At 65.8% G+C, this 21,551-nt stretch carries 15 protein-coding genes and 5 tRNA genes; 15 read left to right on the plus strand and 5 right to left on the minus strand.

Annotation, left to right across the window (positions count from 1 at the left end; all coding sequences use genetic code 11):
- The first annotated feature begins 46 nt into the window (after positions 1-46).
- The 5 genes from AC3A6F_RS16285 to AC3A6F_RS16305 all read left to right on the plus strand — a co-directional run bounded on the left by AC3A6F_RS16285 (position 47) and on the right by AC3A6F_RS16305 (position 5,007).
- Positions 47-1,015 (plus strand): SDR family oxidoreductase, encoded by a 969-nt coding sequence (locus tag AC3A6F_RS16285; protein WP_487682495.1) that lies wholly within the window; start codon positions 47-49, stop codon positions 1,013-1,015.
- A gap of 33 nt (positions 1,016-1,048) precedes the next feature.
- A complete protein-coding gene (gene ku / locus AC3A6F_RS16290) occupies positions 1,049-2,128 on the plus strand; it encodes a non-homologous end joining protein Ku (RefSeq protein WP_487682497.1) in 1,080 nt (359 codons plus the stop codon).
- A 2-nt stretch (positions 2,129-2,130) separates the two neighbouring features.
- On the plus strand, positions 2,131-2,364 hold the full coding sequence (locus tag AC3A6F_RS16295) for a hypothetical protein (protein WP_487682499.1): 234 nt from the start codon (positions 2,131-2,133) through the stop codon (positions 2,362-2,364).
- Positions 2,365-2,516: 152 nt separating this feature from the next.
- Entirely contained in the window at positions 2,517-3,980 is a 1,464-nt protein-coding gene (locus tag AC3A6F_RS16300) for a catalase (protein ID WP_487682501.1), read from the plus strand.
- A gap of 151 nt (positions 3,981-4,131) precedes the next feature.
- Entirely contained in the window at positions 4,132-5,007 is an 876-nt protein-coding gene (locus AC3A6F_RS16305; protein WP_487682503.1) for a hypothetical protein, read from the plus strand.
- On the opposite strand, the gene ligD is transcribed toward AC3A6F_RS16305, so the two are convergent.
- A complete protein-coding gene (gene ligD, locus AC3A6F_RS16310) occupies positions 4,970-7,540 on the minus strand; it encodes a DNA ligase D (protein WP_487682505.1) in 2,571 nt (856 codons plus the stop codon). The genes AC3A6F_RS16305 and ligD overlap by 38 nt on opposite strands.
- Before the next feature lie 225 nt (positions 7,541-7,765).
- On the opposite strand from ligD, the gene AC3A6F_RS16315 reads away from it, so the two are divergent.
- Positions 7,766-8,059, plus strand: coding sequence for a hypothetical protein (locus AC3A6F_RS16315; RefSeq protein ID WP_487682507.1), 294 nt, complete (start codon positions 7,766-7,768; stop codon positions 8,057-8,059).
- Positions 8,060-8,209: 150 nt separating this feature from the next.
- Positions 8,210-9,151 (plus strand): D-2-hydroxyacid dehydrogenase, encoded by a 942-nt coding sequence (locus AC3A6F_RS16320; protein WP_487682509.1) that lies wholly within the window; start codon positions 8,210-8,212, stop codon positions 9,149-9,151.
- 13 nt (positions 9,152-9,164) lie between these two features.
- Here the strand turns inward: AC3A6F_RS16320 and AC3A6F_RS16325 are convergent, their stop codons facing one another.
- On the minus strand, positions 9,165-13,049 hold the full coding sequence (locus tag AC3A6F_RS16325; protein WP_487682510.1) for a sensor histidine kinase: 3,885 nt from the start codon (positions 13,047-13,049) through the stop codon (positions 9,165-9,167).
- A 109-nt stretch (positions 13,050-13,158) separates the two neighbouring features.
- On the opposite strand from AC3A6F_RS16325, the gene AC3A6F_RS16330 reads away from it, so the two are divergent.
- The 7 genes from AC3A6F_RS16330 to AC3A6F_RS16360 all read left to right on the plus strand — a co-directional run bounded on the left by AC3A6F_RS16330 (position 13,159) and on the right by AC3A6F_RS16360 (position 15,723).
- A tRNA-Arg gene (locus AC3A6F_RS16330) sits at positions 13,159-13,235 on the plus strand.
- A gap of 134 nt (positions 13,236-13,369) precedes the next feature.
- Positions 13,370-13,446, plus strand: a tRNA-Arg gene (locus AC3A6F_RS16335).
- 79 nt (positions 13,447-13,525) lie between these two features.
- The gene (locus AC3A6F_RS16340; protein ID WP_487682512.1) at positions 13,526-14,185 is read left to right on the plus strand and encodes an NUDIX hydrolase; all 660 of its coding nucleotides are present in this window, start codon (positions 13,526-13,528) and stop codon (positions 14,183-14,185) included.
- A 44-nt stretch (positions 14,186-14,229) separates the two neighbouring features.
- Positions 14,230-14,306: transfer RNA gene (locus AC3A6F_RS16345), tRNA-Arg, on the plus strand.
- Positions 14,307-14,458: 152 nt separating this feature from the next.
- A tRNA-Arg gene (locus tag AC3A6F_RS16350) sits at positions 14,459-14,535 on the plus strand.
- 154 nt (positions 14,536-14,689) lie between these two features.
- Positions 14,690-14,766 (plus strand) — tRNA-Arg (locus tag AC3A6F_RS16355).
- Positions 14,767-15,174: 408 nt separating this feature from the next.
- Positions 15,175-15,723 (plus strand): FxDxF family PEP-CTERM protein, encoded by a 549-nt coding sequence (locus AC3A6F_RS16360; RefSeq protein ID WP_487682514.1) that lies wholly within the window; start codon positions 15,175-15,177, stop codon positions 15,721-15,723.
- 89 nt (positions 15,724-15,812) lie between these two features.
- Here AC3A6F_RS16360 and AC3A6F_RS16365 read toward each other — a convergent pair whose 3' ends face one another.
- Genes AC3A6F_RS16365 through AC3A6F_RS16375 form a run of 3 tightly spaced genes read right to left on the minus strand, consistent with a single transcriptional unit; the run spans position 15,813 to position 20,249 of the window.
- Entirely contained in the window at positions 15,813-17,708 is a 1,896-nt protein-coding gene (locus AC3A6F_RS16365) for a sensor histidine kinase, YfiR-like protein-associated (protein WP_487682516.1), read from the minus strand.
- On the minus strand, positions 17,705-18,292 hold the full coding sequence (locus AC3A6F_RS16370) for a TOL_0243 family YfiR-like periplasmic protein (protein WP_487682518.1): 588 nt from the start codon (positions 18,290-18,292) through the stop codon (positions 17,705-17,707). Before AC3A6F_RS16370 ends, AC3A6F_RS16365 begins: the two co-directional genes overlap by 4 nt.
- Positions 18,293-18,308: 16 nt before the next feature.
- Positions 18,309-20,249, minus strand: a complete 1,941-nt coding sequence (locus tag AC3A6F_RS16375; RefSeq protein ID WP_487682520.1) for a TOL_0244 family TonB-dependent receptor — start codon at positions 20,247-20,249, stop codon at positions 18,309-18,311.
- 394 nt (positions 20,250-20,643) lie between these two features.
- Between AC3A6F_RS16375 and AC3A6F_RS16380 the strand changes: the two genes are divergently transcribed.
- Positions 20,644-21,480, plus strand: a complete 837-nt coding sequence (locus AC3A6F_RS16380; protein ID WP_487682522.1) for a response regulator — start codon at positions 20,644-20,646, stop codon at positions 21,478-21,480.
- Positions 21,481-21,551 lie beyond the last annotated feature (71 nt).

Below are 21,551 nucleotides of genomic sequence, written 5' to 3' on the forward strand. Positions count from 1 at the left end.
CGTCCAATACTCTCCAGATCGAATGCATATTCATGGGAGAAGCGCGATGGGACAGCAGGACGATGTGGCGAACAAGCAGAAGGCCATCCAGAGCCGCCAGGACCAGATCGACGGCAGCATGCAGAAGGCCAAGAGTGACGACAAGGGCGCCGTGCAGACCGGCGTCCCGCAGCCGGAGACGCCGATGCCCGGCCAGCACCTGGCCAAGCCCGGCATCGAGGCGCAGATGGAACTGAAGCCAAAATTCATGGCGGAGGGCTACAAGGGCAGCGGCAAGCTGGAAGGCATGAGCGCCATCGTGACCGGCGGCGACTCCGGCATCGGCCGCGCGGTCGCCGTGCTGTTCGCGCGCGAGGGCGCCGACGTGGCCGTGATGTACCTGAACGAACACGAGGACGCCGAGGAAACCAAGCGCTGCATCGAGGCCGAAGGCCGCCGCTGCATCACCATCCCGGGCGATGTCAAGGACGCCGCCTTCTGCAACGAGGCAGTGGAAAAAGTCGTCGCCGAATTCGGCCGCCTGGACGTGCTGGTGAATAACGCCGCCTTCCAGGAACATGCGAACTCGCTGCTCGACATCACCGACGAGCGCCTGGACGAAACCTTCCGCACCAATATCTACGGTTACTTCCACATGGCGCGCGCGGCGCTGCCCCATCTGAAGCGCGGCGCGGCGATCATCAACACCGGCTCGGTCACCGGCCTGCAGGGCTCGAAGAAGCTGCTCGATTATTCGGCCACCAAGGGCGCGATCCACGCCTTCACGATGTCGCTCGCCTCGAGCCTGATCGAACAGGGCATCCGCGTCAATGCGGTTGCCCCAGGCCCGGTCTGGACCCCGCTGAACCCGGCGGACCAGACGCCCGAGCAGCTGAAGGAATTCGGCGCCGCCACCGACTACAAGCGCCCGGCCCAGCCAGAAGAACTGTCGCCGGCCTATGTGTTCCTGGCCTCGCCCGTCTGCTCGGGCTACATCACCGGCATCGTGCTGCCGATTACCGGTTCGGTCGGCTGACAGGCCGGTCTGCGAATTACGAGGAGAGCATCCATGCGCAGCATGTGGAAGGGGGCGATCAGTTTCGGGCTGGTCCATATTCCGGTCGATATGTACACCGCGGTCGAAAGCAAGGGGCTGGACCTGACCATGCTCGACCGCCGCGACTTTTCGCCGGTCGGTTTCAAGCGCTACAACAAGGGCAACGGCAAGGAGGTGGCGTGGGACGACATCGTCAAGGGCTATGAATATGAAGACGGCGAGTACGTCGTGCTGTCCGACGAAGACCTGCGCCGCGCCAACCCCGAGGCGACGCAGACCATCGACATCCAGGCCTTCGTGGATGCCGAGGACGTACCGCTGATCTACTACGACCAGCCCTACTACCTCGCGCCCGGCAAGGGCGGCGCCAAGGTGTATGCGCTGCTGCGCGAGACCCTGCGCGAGGCCGGCAAGATCGGCATCGCGCGGGTGGTCATCCGCGTCAAGCAGCACCTGGCGGCGCTGGTGTGCGTGGGCGACACCATCGTGCTCAATACCCTGCGTTATCCGGACGAGATGCGCGACGCGGGCGAACTCAAGATCCCGTCGCCCGACTCGAAGACCGCCGCCGTCACCGTCAAGGAACTCAAGATGGCGATGGCACTGGTCGAAGGCATGAGCGAGGACTGGGAGCCTAAGCAGTACCACGACACCTACCGCGAGGACGTGCTGGCCCTGGTCAAGAAGAAGATCAAGGCCAAGCAGACCAAGACCATCACCCAGCCCGAACCCGAGAAAGAGAAGCGCACGAGCGGCAAGGTCATCGACCTGGTCGCCCTGCTCCAGGCCAGCCTGGGCAAGAAGCCGGCCAAGGCCGCGCTGGCGGCGCTCGAAGATGACGACGACGATGACGACGATCCGCCGCCGCGCAAGTCGAGAAAGCCGGCCGAGGACGACGACGACGACGACGCTCCCGCGCCGCGCGCGCGCAAGACGTCCGGCGCGGGCAGCCGTTCGGGCGCCACCGCCTCCAAGTCGACCGGCACTGCCGCGAGCAAAACCGCGGCCAAATCGTCGGCCAAGCCGACCGCAAAGAAAGCCGTGGCCAAAAAGGCAGTCGCCAAGGCCCCGGTACGCAAGAAGGCGGCGTGAGGATGGGGGAATTAATTGACCTTCTCCAATGGCCGGCCATGGTGGTCAGCCTGTACGCCGCCTTCCTGATCGGTTCCAAGCGCGCCGAACGCCGGGTGTTCGGGTTCTGGATGTTCATCCTCAGTAACCTGATGTGGATCGTCTGGGGCTGGCACGACGAAGCCTGGGCCCTGATCACCCTGCAACTTGCGCTCATGGCGATGAATGTCCGGGGCATTTTCAAGAACGACCACTGACGTTCCCGGGAGGCGGCGGCGCCTCCCGGCATCTCTTCCTTGAGCTGTATTGTAAAAACCTATCAATTTAATTAAAGTAATTAGCTTTTACTTATGGGGATTGCTCCGTAGAATCTATCTCATTGAAATCACACGCAATGAGGAGTCTCCGCATGAGCCAACCCCGCCTGACCACCGCTTCCGGCATCCCGCTTGCCGACAATCAGAATTCGCTGAGCGCCGGCCCGCGCGGCCCGCTGCTGCTGCAGGATTTCCACCTGATCGAAAAGCTGCAGCACTTCAACCGCGAGCGCATCCCTGAACGCGTCGTCCACGCCAAGGGCTCGGGCGCCTACGGAACCTTCACCGTCACCCATGACATCACCAAGCTGACCAAGGCCAGGCTGTTCGGCCACGTCGGCAAAGAGACCCCTGTGTTCCTGCGCTTTTCGACCGTCGGCGGCGAAAAGGGCAGCGCCGATACCGAACGCGATCCGCGCGGCTTCGCCCTGCGCTTCTACACCGAGGAAGGCAACTGGGACCTGGTCGGCAACAACACGCCGGTGTTCTTCATCAAGGACCCGATCAACTTCCCGGATTTCATCCACACCCAGAAGCGCGATCCGCAGACGAACCTCAAGTCGGCCAATATGATGTTCGACTTCTGGAGCAATGCGCCGGAAAGCCTGCACCAGGTGACGATCCTGTTCTCGGACCGCGGCACCCCGGACGGCTACCGCCACATGGACGGTTTCGGCAGCCACACCTATAGCCTGATCGATGAACAGGGCGAGCGCGTCTACGTGAAATGGCACTTCAAGACCCGCCAGGGCATCAGGAACCTGAGCGCGGCGGATGCCACCCGCATCGCCGGCAGCGACCCGGATCACGCCCAGCGCGACCTGTTCAATGCGATCGCGGGCAACGACTTCCCGCAGTGGGACGTGCAGGTGCAGGTCGCGACCATCCAGGAACTGGAAGCCTGGAGCGCACGCACGGGCTGGAATCCATTCGACCTGACCAAGGTCTGGCCGCATGGCGACTTCCCCGTGCAGCCGGTCGGCGTGCTGGAACTGAACCGCAACCCGCAGAACTACCACGCCGAAGTCGAGCAGGCCGCCTTCTCGCCGGCCAATGTGGTGCCGGGCCTGGGCTACTCGCCCGACAAGATGCTGCAGGGCCGCCTGTTCGGCTACCACGACGCCCAGCTGTACCGCGTCGGCACCAACCACCAGCACCTGCCGGTGAACGCACCACGCTGCCCGGTCCACAACCACCAGCGCGATGGCGCGATGGCAATCTCCAACGGCGGTTCGGCGCGCAACTACCACACGCTCAATAGCGTGGGCGCCGGCGCCACCGGCATGGGCCACGGCGAGCGCGAACTGGCCCTGGAAGGCGATGCCGGCCGCTTCGATTTTCGCGGCCAGGAAGACGATTACACGCAGGCCGGCAACCTGTTCCGCCTGATGGACGCCCAGGCGCGCCAGAACCTGTGCGACAACCTGGCCGGCCCGCTGAGCCAGGTGGACGAAGTCATCCTGCAGCGCCAGCTGGGCCACTTCGACCAGGCCGATCCAGCCTACGGACGCGGCGTGCGCGCCTCGCTCAAGGCGCTGGGACGCAACGTCGACTGATCCAGTAGCGCCTCCCTCCTTCCGCCACCCGGGACTGCCGTTCCGCGTGGCGGTTTTCTGTGTTGCGCGAGATGCGCATTCCCGTACAGGGCATGCTCGGCCATACTCCGGAACCGCGCCGTCGATGCGGCCAACCCAACCGGATCCCCGCATGCTCGCACCAACCGCCCCACGACAACCCCTGCTGCTTGCAGCGAGCCTGGTACTCGCCGGCGCCATCGCCCTGACGATCCACGTGGCGATGCTGGCCTGGGGCATCCCCTTTCCGATGTCATCGCCGCCGGCCTGGGCGCGCTGGCTCAACCTGTCGCTCGCGATCGGCGCGGTGTTCGTCGTCCTGCGCGTGGCCGGACCGGCGTTCGCGCGGCGTGGCTTCGTGGCGCGCACACTCATCGTCTTCGCCCTGCTGCTCACCATCCGCGAAACGGCGCGCGCCGGCATCATGAGCGGCGTGGTGACGAGCGGATGGGCCTATTCGGCGATCGGGCTGATCGAGCCCGTGGCACGGATCCTGATCCAGGCCGTGCTGTGCGTTGCCGCCGTGCGCTGGGTGCGCGGCGGCGTGTCGCTCGTCTTCGCCGCTTTGGCGACGGGGGCAGTATGCATGGGAGGCCAGCTGCTGGCCGGCATGGCGCTGGCGCCGCTCATGGAGCACTTCGCCTGGCTCGCCCGTCCCGCGCTATACGTCTTCCCCTACCCCTTCCACGTCACGCTGGCTGCGTATCTCACCATGCTCGAACCGGTGATCGGCGCGACGTTGTTGCTCGCCCTGGTATGGGAGCGCCTGCCCGGAACGAAGCTCGCCCGTCTGCTGACTGCTGCGCTGCTGGTCGCGCTGCTCAAGGGAATCGTCGGCATCACTTTCGTGTTCAGCTTTTTCATGCAGCAGCCGCCGCTGGAAGGAATGCTCAGCTACAGCCAGTTCCTGTTCGAATTCCTCGCCCTCGGCTTCCTGGCCGCACTCGCCTGGGACGCCTTCGGGCCAGGGATCAAGGCGCAAAGCCGAGCGCCTTCATCGCCTTCGTGAGCGTCTTCGCCGCACTGGCGTAGCCTTCCCACGGCGCGTTGCCCTCGTCCAGCCGCGTGTGCACATTGGCCACCGTCCACTGCGTGCTCGACTTCAGGCCCGGCAGTTCTTCCCAGCGCAGCGGCACCGAGATCCCGAGTCCGGGCCGCACCCGCGCCGACCAGGCGGCGACGGTGGTTGCGCCCTGCCCGTTGCGCAGGTAGTCGATGAAGATCTTGCCGACCCGGTTCTTCGGGCCGCTCTTGAAGGCGAAGCGGTCGGGCAAGGTGTCGGCCATATGCCGCACGATCGCCTGCGAGAAGGCCTTCACCGTATCCCAGTCGTAGCTACCCTTGATCGGCACCACCACGTGCAGGCCCTTGCCGCCGCTGGTCTTGAGAAAAGCCGGCAAGCCCAGCTCGTCGAGGAAGGCATGCATCAGCTGGGCCGCTTCCTGCATCGCCGGCCAGTCGACGCCCTCGCCCGGGTCGAGGTCGAATACCATGCGGTTCGGCTTCTGGTACGTGCCCTTGAGCGCGTTTTGCGTGTGGATCTCGACCACGTTCCACTGCGCCGACGACAGGATGCCCTCTACTTTCGCTACTTCGAGCATCGGCGGATGGTCGGGATCGAGCGCCTGATCCAGCTGGCGCAGGCCCGGCATCTTGCGTACGTCGGCATGCTTCTGGAAGAACAGCTCCCCGCCCACGCCCTCGGGCGCCCGCACCAGCGACACCGGACGCCCCTTCAGGTGCTCCATCATCAGTTCGCCGACCAGCGCGTAATAGCGGATCAGGTCAAGCTTGGTCGCGCCGCTTTCCTTGTCGATCACGCGGTCGCCGTTCGTGATCTTCATCGATGCCGGCAGCTTGCCGGGCGCCGCGACGGGATCCTCATCGTCCTTTGGCGTTGCTTCGGTCATGTGCTGTGCCTTCTCACGTGTGATGCCCTTGGCCGGCTTGTCTTCGCGCAGGCCCTGGAATACCGGATGGCGCACGGCGCCGGCGCTTGTCCATTCCGAGAAGCTGACCTCGGCCACCAGCACTGGCTTGACCCAATGGTGCTTGCGGCCGGGGACGGCGCGCGCCGGGAATGGACTTTCATCGGTGCGCAACTTCTCCAGGCGCTTGGCGATCGAGGCCAGCGAGGAATGGTTGAAGCCCGAGCCGACGTTGCCCGCGTAACGCAGCACTCCCTCCTCATCATACGTCCCGAGCAGCAGCGCACCGATGCCGGTGCGCGAACCCTTGGGATCGGTAAAGCCGCCGATCACGAACTCCTGGCGTAGCCCGCACTTGAGCTTGATCCAGTCGGGCGAGCGCCGCGACACGTAACGCGCATCGCGGCGCTTGCCGATCACGCCTTCCAGGCCGATCTTGCAGGCGGCGACCACCAGCTCGTCCGGCTTGTCGCCGAATTCGGCGGAGAAGCGCACCTTGTCCGACTTCTTCTTTGCCAGCAGTTTTTCGAGTAGGCCGCGCCGCTCGACCAGCGGCAACTCGCGCAGGTCGTGGCCGTCGAAGTACGGCACGTCGAACAGGAAGAATTCGATGTGCTCGGCATGCTTGCCGTCGAAGGCCAGCTGCAGCTTGCCGAAATCGGGCTTGCCGCTCTCGTCGTGGACCACGATTTCGCCGTCGTACCAGCCGTCGGGGAGCTTCATGCGCTCCAGCTCGGCCTTGAGCGGCAGCAGCTTGTCGGTCCAGTCGTTGGCATTGCGCGTGATCAGGCGTACCGCGCCATGCTCGATGCGCGCCAGCATGCGGTAGCCGTCGAACTTGACCTCGAATACCCAGTTCTCGGGGTCGGGCGGCGGCGCATCCACCAGTGTGGCCAGCTCGGGCGAGAATTTCTCGGGCAAGGCGACCAGATCGGCTACCGGCGCCACCGTGGGCTTGGCGGCCGCTTTTTTCTTCGCAGCCGTCTTCTTTTTCGGCGCCGGCGCATCTTTTTCTTCCTCTTCCTCGCGCAGCGCGTCGACCTTGCGCTGCGCCCGCTCGGGCATCGGCAGACTCTTGACGCTGTCGGGCATCTCGTCGACCAGGGAGAATTCCTCGGACGAGCGCGCATACTCGTCCTTTTCCTTGATCAGGAGCCATGGTTCCTGCTTCTCACTGCCGCGGCCCTTCATGCGCACCAGGGTCCAGCGGCCGCGCATCTTGTGCCCATGCATCTCGAACTTGATGCTGCCCTTGGCGAATCCCTTGTGCGGGTCTTCCAGCGGTTCCCAGGTGCCCTTGTCCCAGATGATGACTTTCCCGGCGCCATATTGCTTGGCCGGAATCGTTCCTTCGAAATCGGAGTAGGAAATCGGGTGGTCCTCGACGTGCACCGCCATGCGCTTGTCGTGGGTGTCGTAGCTGGGCCCTTTCGGCACCGCCCAGCTCTTCATCGTGCCATCCAATTCGAGGCGGAAATCGTAATGCAGGCGGCTGGCCCAGTGCTTCTGGATGACGAAGGTCAATTCATCGACGCCGGGCGTGCCGCCCTCGGCGGGCTCGGACGTGATCGTGAAATTGCGCTTGGCTTTATAGACTTTCAGTGCGTCGGGCATGGCGGTGCTCCTGGACCTATTGATCACAGCCTATTCCAGCCTACCGTCGAGGACTGTTCGGCAACGAACGCTGACCGGACCGTTACGATAAATGTAAGTGGATGTAAATCCGGTCAACTGGACCGTAACGGGCCCCGTTATCAGCTCAGTAACACGGGGAAAACAACTCCACGGAGCCCCACACGAGAGCAACCGAGTTTCAAACCACTTTAAAGGAATGACACCATGAGCAAAATCGCCGCTACCCTGATCGCTGGTCTGTTCGCTACTTCCGTGTTCGCCCAGACGCCTGCCGCCACCACCGCTACCCATGCCGAAGCGCAGGCCAATAAAGATGCAGCCAAGGCCGACGCCAAGCATGCGAAAGAAGTCGCCAAGGCCGACGAAAAGGTAGAGAAAGCCAACGCCGAAGCAAAGGCCGACGTGGCCAAGGCAGAAGCGAAAGCATCCGAGAAGAAAGCTGAAGCCAAGGCCGACCAGGCCGAAGCAAAGGCCGACAGCGTCGCCCGCTCGCAGTAATCCCCACGGCTCAGGGCCCTCACCAGAAGCCGGCTCGAGCCCCACCATATCGCGGCGTCCCCGACGCCGCTCCCATGCAAAAGACAGGCCTTCCTGTCTTTTGCCTTGTCTGTTCTACAATAGGCTTTTGCCCGCTGTGTAAAGGACATCATGGACCGTATCGTCTTCCTCGACCGCGACAGCCTGCAAGCCAATGTGCGCGTGCCGGGCTTTGCGCATACCTGGCAGGATCACGCGGGCACCAGCCCGGACGAGGTCGTGGAACGCCTGGCCGGCGCCACTGTCGCGATCACCAACAAGGTGCCGCTGCGCGCGGACGCGATCGCGCGACTGCCCGACCTGAAGCTGGTCGCGGTCGCGGCCACCGGCCTTGATAACGTCGACCTGGCCGCCTGCCGCGAAAGCGGTATCGTGGTCTCGAACATCCGCGACTACTCGCTGGTCTCGGTGCCGGAACACTGCTTCACCCTGATGCTGGCGCTGCGCCGCAACCTGCGCGCCTTTGCCCTCGACGTCGAGGCGGGCAAGTGGGAAACGTCCAGCCGCTTCTGCCTGCTCGATCATCCGATCGGCGACCTGGCCGGCAGCCGCCTGGGCATCGTCGGCTACGGCGCGCTCGGACAACGCGTCGCCGGCATCGCGCGCGCCTTCGGCATGCGGGTGGCCGCCACTTCGCGTTCGCCGATCAAGGACCCGGACGTCACCGAACTGGCGCTGGACGAACTGCTGTCCACCTCGGATATCGTCAGCCTGCACCTGCCGCTCACCGAACAGACCCGCGACCTCATTGGCCGGCGCGAGCTGGGCCTGATGAAGCCGGGCGCGCTGCTGATCAACACCGCGCGCGGCGGCCTGGTCGACGAGGCGGCGCTGGCCGAGGTGCTGATGGAAGGCCGCATCGGCGCCGGCTTCGACGTCCTCTCCAAGGAACCGCCATCGTCCGCCAATCCGCTGCTGGGCCTGCGCCTGCCGAACTTCATCCTGACCCCGCACGTGGCCTGGGCCAGCGCCGGCGCGATGCAGACGCTGGCCGACATGCTGGTCGATAATATCGAGGCCTGGCGCGCGGGCGCCCCGCGCAACGTGGTCTAAACGCCGTCTTTTCTTACACTTGCGCCGGCGCGTCCGGGGCGTGCAGCGGCAGGTCGAGCACGAACAACGTGCCAGCGCCGGGCGTGCTTTCGACCCGGATCGTCCCGCCCAGGAGGCTGGTGACGATGTTGTAGACGATGTTCAGGCCCAGCCCGGTGCCGCCCTGCCCCATGCGGGTGGTGAAGAAGGGATCGAAGATGCGGCCGAGATGGGCCGCCTCGATGCCGCGGCCATCGTCGCGGAAGCTGATGGTCACCCGGCCGTCGTGGGGCGCGGCGCAGATCATCATGGTGCCGCCCGGCCCCTCGAAGGCGTGCAGCATGGCGTTGTTGACGAAGTTGATCAGGACCTGGCCCAGCGGGCCGGGGAATCCATCCATCACGATCCCGGCCGGCACGTCGAGCAGCAGGCGGTGTTCGGCCAGGCGCACCGTGTTCATCAGCGTCGCGACGATCTCATGGCAGGCCTGGGCCAGGTCGAAGCGGCGGCGCTGGGCGCTGGCCTGGTCGACCGAGACCTGACGGAAGCTGCTCACCAGTTCGGCCGCATTGTGCAGGCTGCGCACGATCAGCTCCGACGCCTCTCTCGACGCATCCATGTAGTCTTCCAGGTCGGAGCGCTTGAGCGTGGCGTGCGAGAAGCGCGCCGCCACCGCGTTGGTGCGCTCCTGCAGGGTACTGGCCATTAGCAGGCTGTTGCCGATCGGGGTGTTGAGCTCGTGCGCCACGCCCGCCACCAGCGAGCCGAGCGAGGCCAGTTTCTCTTGCGCCGCCAGCTGGGCCTGGGTTTCCTTCAGGCGCAGATAGGCTTCGGCATTGTCCATGGCCACGCCGACGTAGGCGGCCAGGGTGCCCAGCATGTCGAGGTGGACCTGGCCGTAGGCGCCGGGCTGGCGGCTCTGGACGGTCACCGCGCCCAGCACCCGCTCGCCCACCGTCACCGGCACGCACAGCAGCGAGCGCGGCGCCAGCGCCGCCGTGCCCGACACCGCCACCGCATCGACCGCGTCGACCGGCTGGGCCAGCACGGCCGGCAGTTCCGCCTCGACGTCGATCAACAGGAATGCGCGCCCCTCGGCCACGCAGCACGACAGCAGGTGGCGCGCCGGGTCAAAGCGCAGCTCGCGCGGCGCCATGCGCCGTCCCACCATCATCGCATACGGCAGCTCGAGCATCCCGCGCTCGGGGCGCCATAGCGCAACCGCGAACACCGGCGCGTCCATCAGCGCCACCACGTGCTGGTACAGCGTGCTCATGATGGCCTCGTTGTCGAGATTCGTGGTCAGCACCCGGCCCATGTCGGACAGCAGCGCGATATTGCGGTGCGCGCGCTCGACCGATTCCTTCTGGCGCTCGACTTCGCGCTTGTCGCGTTCGGCCGCTTCCTTCTGCAGCAGCAGTTCGGCGGTGCGGGCATGGACTTCGCGCGCCAGCAGCCCCTTCTGCTCGACCAGCGCGCGCACCCGCAGCCGGTAGGCCATGTACGATAACGCCAGCACCGCGGCCGCCGCCAGCGTGCGGAACCACCAGGTCTTCCAGTACGGCGGCGTGATCGTGATCGCCAGCGTGGCGGCATCCGGGCTCCACAGGCCGTCCTTGTTGCTGGCCCGGACCCGGAACACATAGCGTCCCGGATCGAGGTTGGTATAGGTCGCGAAGCGCCGGCTGGCGTTGGTGTCGACCCAGCCCTGGTCGAAGCCCGCGAGCTGGTAGGCGTAGCGATTGCCCTGCGGGTCGGCGTAGTGCAGCGCCGCGAATTCGAGGGTGAAGACGGTGTCGCGGTGCGACAGCGTGATCTCGTGCCGGGTCGACAGGTCGGCGACTGCACGCGAGCGGTTCAGCACCAACAGGTCGGTGATCGCCACCGTCGGCGGAAACGGGTTGTCGCGCACTTCGGCGGGCTGGAACGAGGTCATCCCGTTGATGCCGCCGAAATGCATCTGCCCGTTGGCGCCGCGCCAGGCCGAGCCGACGAAATAGGAACCGTCGATCAGGCCGTCCTTGGCCGAGTAGCTCTTGGTCTGGCCATTGACCGGATCGACCCGCGTGATCCCGGCCGTGGAACTGACCCACAGGGTGCCGTCGTCGTCCTCGAGGATGGCGCCGACCGAGGGCGCCTCGCCGGCATCGGCAAAGGAATAGAAGCGGAACCAGGTGCGCTCGCCGTCGCGCATCATGCGGTGCAGCCCGCCCGCGGTGCCTACCCACAGCTCGCCCGAGCGCGACTCGTGCAGGTAGTTGACGCGGCTGTGGCGCAAGGTGCCGGGATCGGACGGGTCGTTGCGAAAGCGGGTGAAGGTATTGGTGGCGCGATCGAAGCGCTCCAGGCCCGACTCGGTGCCGATCCACAGGATGCCGTGCCGGTCTTCCAGCAGCGCGCGGCCATAGTTGTCGCCCAGGCTGGTGGGGTCGAGCGGGTCGTTGCGCCAGCTGCGCGTGGTCTCGGCCCCGGGCGCCAGCGCCGACAGGCCGTCGCGCGTCGTCACCCACAAGGTGCCGTCACGGCCGGCGCGGATCGCCTGCACATGGCTGGCGTTCGGTCCGGGGCCCAGCGCCACCCGGCCCATGCCCCCGTCCGGGGCGCGCCACAGCAAGCCGGTCGGGGTGCCGATCCACAGCCGGCCGCGGGCGCTGGCGAGCGCGGTTACCCTGTCGCCCAGCAGCGCCCCACGCACGCGGCTGGCCTGGCGAGTGGCGGGGTCGAGCAGCATCAGGCCGTCGCTGACGGTGCCGACCCACAGGCGGCCGGCGGAGTCGCCGGCGATGGCGCGCACCCGCGCGCGGCCGATGCCCTCGGTGTCGCCATAGCGCGCGAAGCCGCCGCTGGCCAGGTCGGTGCGGTTGATGCCGCCGAAATACGTGCCGACCCACAGCGTGCCGGTGCGGTCGACCAGCACCGCCGGCACCTGGTTGTCCGAGAGGCTGTGCGGGTCCTGGGCCGCGTTGCGGTAGCTGATGAAGCGGCCGCTGGAGGGATCGCGCCATTTGAGGCCATCGGTCTCGGTGCCGACCCACAGCTGGGCTCCGCTGTCGTGGTACAAGGTCTTGACCTGCACCTCGCCCATGCCATCGGCCGCGCCCATGCGCTGGCGCTGCGGCGCTCCTTCGTCCAGACGCCAGGCTTCGAGCCCGGACGCGCTGCCGACCCACAGCGTGTCGCGCGGCCCCATCGACAGCGCCAGCACCGTGTTGCCCTTGATGTCGGCTGGCGGCGCGAGCGCAAAGTGCGTGAAGCGGCCGCCGGCCGGCTCCATCCGGTCCAGGCCGGCCGCCGTGCCCACCCACAGCGCGCCCGCATTGTCGAAGGCGAGCGCATTGACGCGATCGTCGCGCAGGCTGGCGCGATCCTCGGGGTCATGCACATGGCTCCGGTGCCGGCCGGTGGCCGGGTCGAAGCGCACCACGCCGTCGGTGGTCGCCAGCCACAGCGCGCCATCCGGCCCCGGCACGATGGCCACGACCGAACGCAGCACGCTGCGCCCTTCATCGGCCAGCGCATGGCGCTGGAAGCGGCCGGTGGCAGGATCGTGGCGCGCGAGCCCGCCCTTGGTGCCGAACCACAGATGGCCCTGGGGATCCTCGTAGGAGGCGGACACATAGTTATCGGGGATGCTGCCCGGATCGTTGGTGTCGTTGCGGTACACGGTCATCCGATAGCCGTCGAAACGGTGCAACCCGGCCTGGGTGCCGAACCAGATGAAGCCCTGGCGGTCCTGCAAGATATTGATCACCGAATGCTGGGACAGGCCGTCGTCGACCGACAGCCGCTCGAAGCGCAGGCTGCGCTGGGCGGCGCTCGCGTCATTGGAAATGCCCACAGCGAGCATGCCCAAAACGACCAGCAACAACAGGAACACGCAGCGACACGACGTGGCGCGGACAGTGGCGAAACCCGGCATGGCAATCCAATTAATCATCCTGCCATCAAATCTACCAGAGGAGTTTGCTTAGGTGAAATATTTTGAGTCTTCCAGAAACGACAGCCCGCTGCTATAATGCGTGCTTCGGGCGGCTGTAGCTCAGCTGGATAGAGTACTTGGCTACGAACCAAGGGGTCGTGGGTTCGATTCCTGCCAGCCGCACCAGAAAATACGAAGGGCCAGATCGCAAGATCTGGCCCTTTTCCTTTGGCGCTGCGGTACGCGATCCGGTCACGATGCCCTGATCGGCAATGAACCTTTGCCAAGACGCCCACCTCCCGCTATAATGCCTGCATTGGGCGGCTGTAGCTCAGCTGGATAGAGTACTTGGCTACGAACCAAGGGGTCGTGGGTTCGATTCCTGCCAGCCGCACCAACCTTCTTCAGATAAGGGCACTTCGCAAGAAGTGCCCTTATTGCTTTGGGCCTGCATTTTTGCTTCAGCCATCCTTGCCATGACCGACGCCGCCGTCCACCATCCCCAACCCGACGAGCACGGCAAACCCGTGCTGATTGCCCGACCTTCGCTGCCGACCGCGCCCGACACCTGGCGCGACCCGGCGCGGGTCGCAACCGTCATCCCGCTCGGCGCCCTACCCCCGATGCTGAACGGCGTGCCGTTCGCGCCGTGGATCGACGCGCCCGCCACGAATACGGCATGGGGCGAGGTCGCGGGACAGGCCAATGTCGCCGAACCGACGTTCGACCTGCCGCCGTCGAAATCCCCGGCCGCCGGCGTCGTGATCGTGGAAGACGATGGCCGCATGTGGGCTGTGTCGCCATCGAATCGCTTCGGCGGCTATGACGCGACCTTTCCCAAGGGCCGGGTCGATCCTGGAGTCAGCCTGCAAGCCACGGCGATCCGCGAAGCGTTCGAGGAATCCGGCCTGCGGGTCCAGATCCTTGCCCACCTGGTCGACAGCGTACGCACGCTGACCTATACCCGCTACTACCTGGCGCGCCGGGTCGGCGGCAATCCAGCGCTGATGGGATGGGAAAGCCAGGCCGTGCACCTGGTCCCACAGGCGGATTTGCCGGTGGTGTTGTGCAATCCTAACGATCAGGCGGTCATCGACGCACTGAAGCAGTCACTTGCGAATAAATTTTCCCGATAACCCTTTGCCAAGAAGAACAAGCATCGCTATAATGCGTGCCTCGGGCGGCTGTAGCTCAGCTGGATAGAGTACTTGGCTACGAACCAAGGGGTCGTGGGTTCGATTCCTGCCAGCCGCACCAACTGTTTCAAAGAGAATGGCTCAGAAAAAATTCTGAGCCATTTTTCTTTCAGGCGCAGGCCAGCAGAATTGTCGAGCAAGCAGGATCGCATGCCAGGCAATATGGTCAGCACTTTGCCAATTCTTCGCATGCCGTTATAATGCGTGCCTCGGGCGGCTGTAGCTCAGCTGGATAGAGTACTTGGCTACGAACCAAGGGGTCGTGGGTTCGATTCCTGCCAGCCGCACCAACTGTTTTAAAGAGAATGGCTCAGAAGAAATTCTGAGCCATTTTTCTTTTCCGACCAGGACGTGACGATTCGCAGATCGGAAACGCCACCCCGCCCGCCCTCAGCCCACACGACTTTACCAACTCACCACATGCTGCTATAATGCGTGCCTCGGGCGGCTGTAGCTCAGCTGGATAGAGTACTTGGCTACGAACCAAGGGGTCGTGGGTTCGATTCCTGCCAGCCGCACCAACTGTTTCAAAGAGAATGGCTCAGAAGAAATTCTGAGCCATTTTTCTTTTCCGCTCGCAGCAATGCGCCAGAGCTATTGGCGCTCATCCCTTTCGCGCTGTTCAGCCGGGTACGCGTTCCGTCAACGGCCTCTACGCCAGAGAGCTCCAATAGTTTGCGTAGGACTTCGCTTACATATGTCTAGCAAACGGCTGGTATTTTCTGCTCTACAACGCAGGATAGCTGCGCTCTCCTATGACGGCGCGTTCGATCGCTATCGCGCCAGCAAATAGTTAGCCCTGAGAACAAATTTCTTGTTCCATAAGCACACTATCGCCGGAGATGCATTTATTTGCTCTTTTGTTAGCATGAAGTTCCGAACTCTCAACCAAGGCTGCAGGTCGCGGCTGACTATTAGCGAGGACAGACATGAAACGATCTCTCATTGCTGCAATGGTGCTGGCTGGCGCGTCATCGTTCGGTTCTTCCGCCGTGATGGCGCAGGACGTCATCGGTGAATCGCCGCAGGCGCTGGACCTGGTCGATCTGACCGCCTATTTCGGCGACACCTTCGCCGCCGGGAACGCGGGCAACACCTTCGCCGACCAATTCACCTTCACGATCGCGAGCACGATCGGCCACAACCTGGACGCCGTGGTCGCCTCGAGCAGCCGCAGCGGCGACGTCGGCCTGGACATCACCGGCCTGGCCCTGTACGGCGCCGACGACGTACTCATCACCGCGGGAGAGGAAGTGCAAGCCGGCGCCATCGATCTGTGGTCACTCGCCAGCGACAACCTGGGGGCCGGCGACTATTACCTGCAGGTGAGCGGCGAACTGCTGTCGGCCGACGGCGCCAGCTTCGGCGGCGCGGTGGCGCTGGCGCCGGTGCCCGAGCCCGGCACCTATGGGATGATGCTGGGCGGCCTGGGTGTGCTGGGATTCCTGGCCCACCGCCGCCGCGCGAAGCACGACTGACGCCTCCGCCAGCCTGACGCACGTAAAAAAACGGAAGCGCATTCAGCGCTTCCGTTTTCATGTGCCCTACACTGCGATGCACTGCCCTCCTATGTCCGCAGCTTCTTGACGACGCTGCGCGTGCCCAGGATTTCCTCGATCTGCTCGAAGCGCACCGGCTTGACCATATGGTGGTCGAAACCGGCCTCGAAGGCCAGCTGGCGGTCTTTTTCCTGGCCCCAGCCGGTCACCGCGATCAGCACTGTCAGGGCGCCGCTCGGCAGCTTGCGGATGCCGCGCGCCAGGTCGTAGCCCGACATATGCGGCAGGCCGATGTCGAGGAAGGCATAGTCCGGGCAGAAGCGCGCCGCCGCGGCCAGCGCGTCCGGACCGTTGTGGGTGATCACCACGCTGTGGCCCATCGCGGTGAGCAAGGCGCCGATGCTGTTGACGAAGTCGACGTTGTCGTCGGCCAGCAGGATGCGGTAGCTCTCGGTGCTGATGAAGGCGGCCGGGGTCGGCTTGGTCGGCGGCTCGGGTTCGACCACGATCGGCAGGCGCACCAGGAAGCGGCTGCCCAGGCCCAGGCCTTCACTGAGGGCGGTAATGGTGCCGCCGTGCAGCTCGACCAGCTTGCGCGCCAGCGACAGGCCCACGCCCAGGCCGGCGTTGCTGCGTTCCAGGGTCGAGTCGACCTGCACGAACATCTCGAACACCGAATCGAGCATGTCCGGCGCCAGGCCGATGCCGGTGTCGGCCACTTCCAGCACCAGGGTCTTGTCCTCCACCGCGCCCCTGAGCATCACCTTGCCGCCGCGGTTGGTGTACTTGGCGGCGTTGTTCAGGAGGTTCGACAGGATTTGCGCCAGGCGCGTGGCGTCGCCATGCAGGAACACCGGACGGTCCGGCAGCTCCAGCACCAGCTCGTGCCCGTGCAGCTCGATATACGAACGCACCACCTCCAGCGCGTCGTTGACGACGGCCTTGAGCTCAACGCGACCCATCTTGATGGTGAACTTGCCGGTATTGATGCGCGAGACATCCAGCAGGTCGTCCACCAGGCGCACCATCTGGCGCAGCTGCCGTTCCATGATGTCGGTGGCGCGCTGGGTGGCCTGGGCGTCGCCGCTGCGGATGCGCAGGATGTCCAGGCCGGTGCGGATCGGCGCCAGCGGGTTGCGCAGCTCATGCGCCAGGGTGGCCAGGAATTCGTCCTTGCGGCGGTCGGCCACGATCAGGGCGCCTTCGGCGCGCTGGCGCACTTCCATCTCGTGTTCGAGCGTGCGGTTGGCCGCCTGCAGCGCATCCGAGCGGCGGCCGATCTCGGCCAGCATGTCGTTGAACGCTTCGACCAGCACGCCGATCTCGCCTTTCTCCTTGCCCGGCACGCGCAGCGAGAAGTCACGGCGCAGCATCACCTGACGGGCGACGTCGGTGACCGCCTCCAGCGGGCGCGTGATCGAGGCCTGCAGCCGCGACGCCACCAGGGCCGCGATCACCAGGGCGCCCAGCAGCACGCCGCCCAGGATGGCGCCATAGCTCAGGGCCCGGTCCAGCACGCCGTAGCGCGAACGCAGGTAGACGGTGCCGATCCGCTCGCCGTTCTCGACGATGTCGCGGTACAGCACGACTTCGCCGCGTTCGATGCGGTAGCCGGCCGGCTCCGGGCGCTCGGGCAGCTGGGCGCGCACGTCGGGCCGCACATAGGTGGCGAAGCGGGTGCCGTTGGCGGTGTAGACCGCCGCCGCCACGATCTGCGGACGCACGCGCAGCAGGGTCAGGCTCTGGGTGACGTCGGCCGTATCGTTGAACGAGACCGCGGGCGCGGTCACGCTGGCGACGATGTCGGCCTGGGTGGTGAGGTCGTCGATCCAGTAGCGCTGGAAGGTGCGCAGGTCGAGCAGCAACATCGCCACGCCGGCGGTGAGCAGGGCCACCACGGTGGTCGCAACCGCCATCAAAATCAATTTGCTCCGGACGGAACCGGTATCGTGCATCGGCATCATGAGGCTCCTTTCTGCACGCGGTTCGCGACCGTCAGCAGGCGCGAACTGAGCTTCATATTCTTCTTTTCCGCCGCATCGAGCGAGACGTCGAAACGGACGCGCTCATCGACGATCGTAAAATTGATCACGCTGCCGTGCTGCAGGCAGCCTTCGCATTCGCTCACGGTCAGCCAGGCCGGCGAGCCGCGCAGCAGGCGCGCCGTGCGCGCCTCGTCCTGGCCGGCCACGAACAGCAGGTGCGCCGGCTGGGCCAGCTCTTGCTCGCGCAGCGCGCGCACGACGATCGTGCGTCCCGCCACCATGCGCCCGGTGGCGATCCGCGTCAGCTCGGCCGCCATGTCGTCGGCGCCGAACACGCCCAGGGTGAAGGGCGTGGCGGCGTCGGCGAAGGCCTGCGGCGGAAAATCGGCGTAACCGAGGAATTTATACAGGAAAGCCGCCTTCACGCGCCGCTCGAGCGCCGGCGCCGCGGCCTGCGCGGCCACCGGCAGCAGGGGCGCGCCGACGCCGGCCAGCAGCAGGGGCAGCGCCAGGGCCCGGCATGCCAGGCGGCGCTGCGGGCGTTCGGGTTGAGTGATTGTCATGGAATCCATTGGCCAGTCAAAAACGCAGCGCCGCGCTGGCGAACACTGTTCGCTCGATCAGCTGGCGGCTGCCGGCCGCGCCGTATTCGGCGTGGCGTCGGTGCAGCAGGTTACGCCCGACAAGGGCGATCTCGAGATCGGGGCTTACCTGCCACGCCAACCGCGCGTCGAGCTCATGATAGCTTGGCAGGGCAGCCTGCGGCATATCCGCGACGTAACGGAGCGCCAGATCGGCCCGCAGGCGCGCACCCAGTTCGTGCGCGCTGCGCAGAGTCCAGGTCACGCGCGGATCGTTACCAGCAAGAAAACTCAGGCCGGTGCTGTCGCGGCTGGTCGGCTCGCGCCCGACATCCACGTCCTGCAGCACCGTTCCCGCATGCAGGCGCCAGCCGCGCGCAGCCTGCCAGCTGGCCCACAGCTCGACGCCGCGCAGCGCGCCCTTGCCCAGGCTTTGCAGGACATAGGCCGCTGGCGGATTGGCGCCCGCGGCGGTCCGTTCCAGCGTGCGCAGGCGTTCGAAATCCGTATAGAAGGCGGTGGCCGACCACGACAGCGAAGGCAGGGGCTGGGCGCGGTAGCCCAGCTCGGCCACGCGCGCCGTCTCCGACACCACGTCCGCGCCGCCCCCGACCAGGTAGGCGTTGGGATCGAGCGGGTCGATCACGTAGAAGTCGCGGTCGATGCGCGACGGCGCGCGCACCGTGCGCGACAGCGCCGCCCACAGCATCGAGCGCGCATCGACGTCCCATGCCAGGCGCAGGCTGGGCAACACCTCGCTGCCGGTATATACATTGTGTTCGATGCGCACGCCGGCGCTGGCGCGCACGTCCCGCGCCAGGCTGACTTCATCCTGGACGAACAGGTGCGACCAGCGCAGGCTGCGGCGCGCCGGCGTAAAGCGCAGCAAGGGCCCGTTGTCGATCCGGTCGCGGCTGTAGCGATAGCCGCCGCCCCAGGCCAGGTTGTGGCCGTCCAGGCGCAGCAGGTGCTGGGCCTCGACGTCGAAGGTGTCCAGGCGCTGCGCACCGACGCCCTGCTGGTCACGCCGCGCATGATCGATCCAGGCCTGCAGGCGCACGCTCTGATTCTCGTCCAATCGATGCTCGACCCGTCCCAGCAGGTTGGCGCCCGAGGTTTCGGTGCGCGACTGGTCGCCGCCGGCCCGCAGGCGGCCGTCGTGGACGTCGCCGCTGAACGTGGCATCAAGGGCATCGGCCTCCCAGTCGAGGCGGAAACCCGCCTGCTGGCGCCCCATGCCGCCGGCATCCGGCCCGCCTGCGTCGAGCGCGAGCCCGTCGACGTCCATGCCCCGCGCATAGGCGCGCCAGTGCGGCCCGCCCTCGAGCTGCCCGCCATAGCGCACGCTCGCCCCCTTTTCTCCGGCGCCGGCATGCGCCGTCGCCAGGCCGCCATGGGTCTTGGCGGCGCTGCGGGTGATGACGTTGATGACGCCGTTGACGGCATTCGTGCCCCAGGCCGTGCCGCCCGGGCCGCTGATCACTTCGATGCGCTCGACGTCTTCCAGCGCCACGTCCTGCATTTCCCAGAACACGCCGGAAAACAGCGGCGAATACACGCTGCGGCCATCGACCATCACTAATAGCTTGTTGGCCAGCGGCGACAGGAAGCCGCGCGCGCTGATCGCATACGACCCGGCGCCGATACGCGCCACCTGCAGGTTCGGCGCCAGGCGCAGCGCTTCGGGCAAGGTGGTGGCGCCGGAACGGGCGATCTCGGCGCCCTGGATCACATAGACCGATGCCGGCGCGCGCGCGAGCAGCTCGTCCTGGCGCGACACCGAGGTCACCACGATGTCGGACAGTTCTTCAAGGGAATAATCGGCGAGCAGTACGGCTTGCCCCGCCGGCGGATCGAGCGGCCGCGCATGCGCCTGCACCGCACAGGCGCAGGACAGCAGCGCGATACCGGCGCGGGCGAGCAACGTAGAAGATGACATAGTTGCCATCCTAGAACATTTTCGCGCACGCACCAAGTGCGCACACGCTACAGTGCGCACTTGACATTCCCTGAGGGATATTTATAAAGGCTATGACTGGTATTGGAAATATAAATTGGACTGATTTGACGCAATGCAGCATCATTCACCTGTCTCCTCTATTCTCCTCCTAGGAAATAGATTCAGCCCGCCTCTCACGATGCGGGCTTTTTTTTGCTCGGCCGCCTCCCCTGCTTGCTAGTGGCCGCAACAGCGGCCTCAATCGCATGTCAGCTGCGTTGATGTTGGTTAGTTACAAAATCAATCTGTGCGCTCGCGCACGCTTGTCAAAGCATCCCGCGGCCTTTTGGTGTAGGATGCCCGCCATATTTTCGTTTTTACAACAAGCCAGCCCATGCCCGACCTCGACACCTCCGCCCGGAGCACCGCATCCTACGACTGGTCGGCGACCGCGCTGGGCGATGCCGCCCACTGGCCGCTGCCACTGCGGCTCGCCAGCGACCTGCTCCTCAATTCTCCTGTGCCTACCCTGCTGGTCTGGGGCACGGAGACGATCACGGTGTTCAATGAGTCGTATGCGCTGTTGGCCGGCCCCGGCTACGGCCGGGTTCCCGGCGGTTCGGTGCCGCCGGTGCTGCCGCCTCCGCTGGCAGCGGCCGGCAAGACGCTCGAGGCCGCCTGGCGCGGCGAGGCCGGCGTGGTACAGGACACCTCCCTCACCTTCCGCCGTCTCGACGGCAGCCAGGAGTCGCGCTTCGACCTGCGCCTGACCCCGGTGCGCGACGAGACCGGCGCCGTGCGCGGCGTACTGGTGGCGCTGGCCCCGGCTACTGCGGCGCCGCAGCAGGAAGACACCGGCGGCGGCGCCATGCGCATCCTGGTGGTCGAAGACAACGTCGACTCCCAGTACCTGGTGTGCGAGATGCTCAAGGCCTTCGGCCACGAAGCCGACGGCGTCGCCCATCCGGACGACGCCCTGGCCCTGCTCGCGCGCCAGCGCTACGATGTGCTGTTCTCCGACGTCAGCCTGCCCGGCATGTCGGGCGTCGACCTGGCCACCCGCGCGATCGCGGACGATCCGTCGCTGCGCGTCATCTTTGCCTCGGGCTATGGCGACACCCTGCTGCGCCACCTGTCCTTCCCTTACCAGTCGCTGCAGAAGCCCTACGAGATCGACCAGTTGCAGGATGCGCTGTCGAAGGTGGCGCACCGGCCCGGCAAGGGCGGCTGAAGCGGGCGGCTGAAGCGGACCGGTTCGAGCGCGCCCCGAGAACCTGCCCCGGCAGGTTCCAAGCGTGTGTG

The organism is Massilia sp. Soil_C_3, assembly GCF_057657035.1.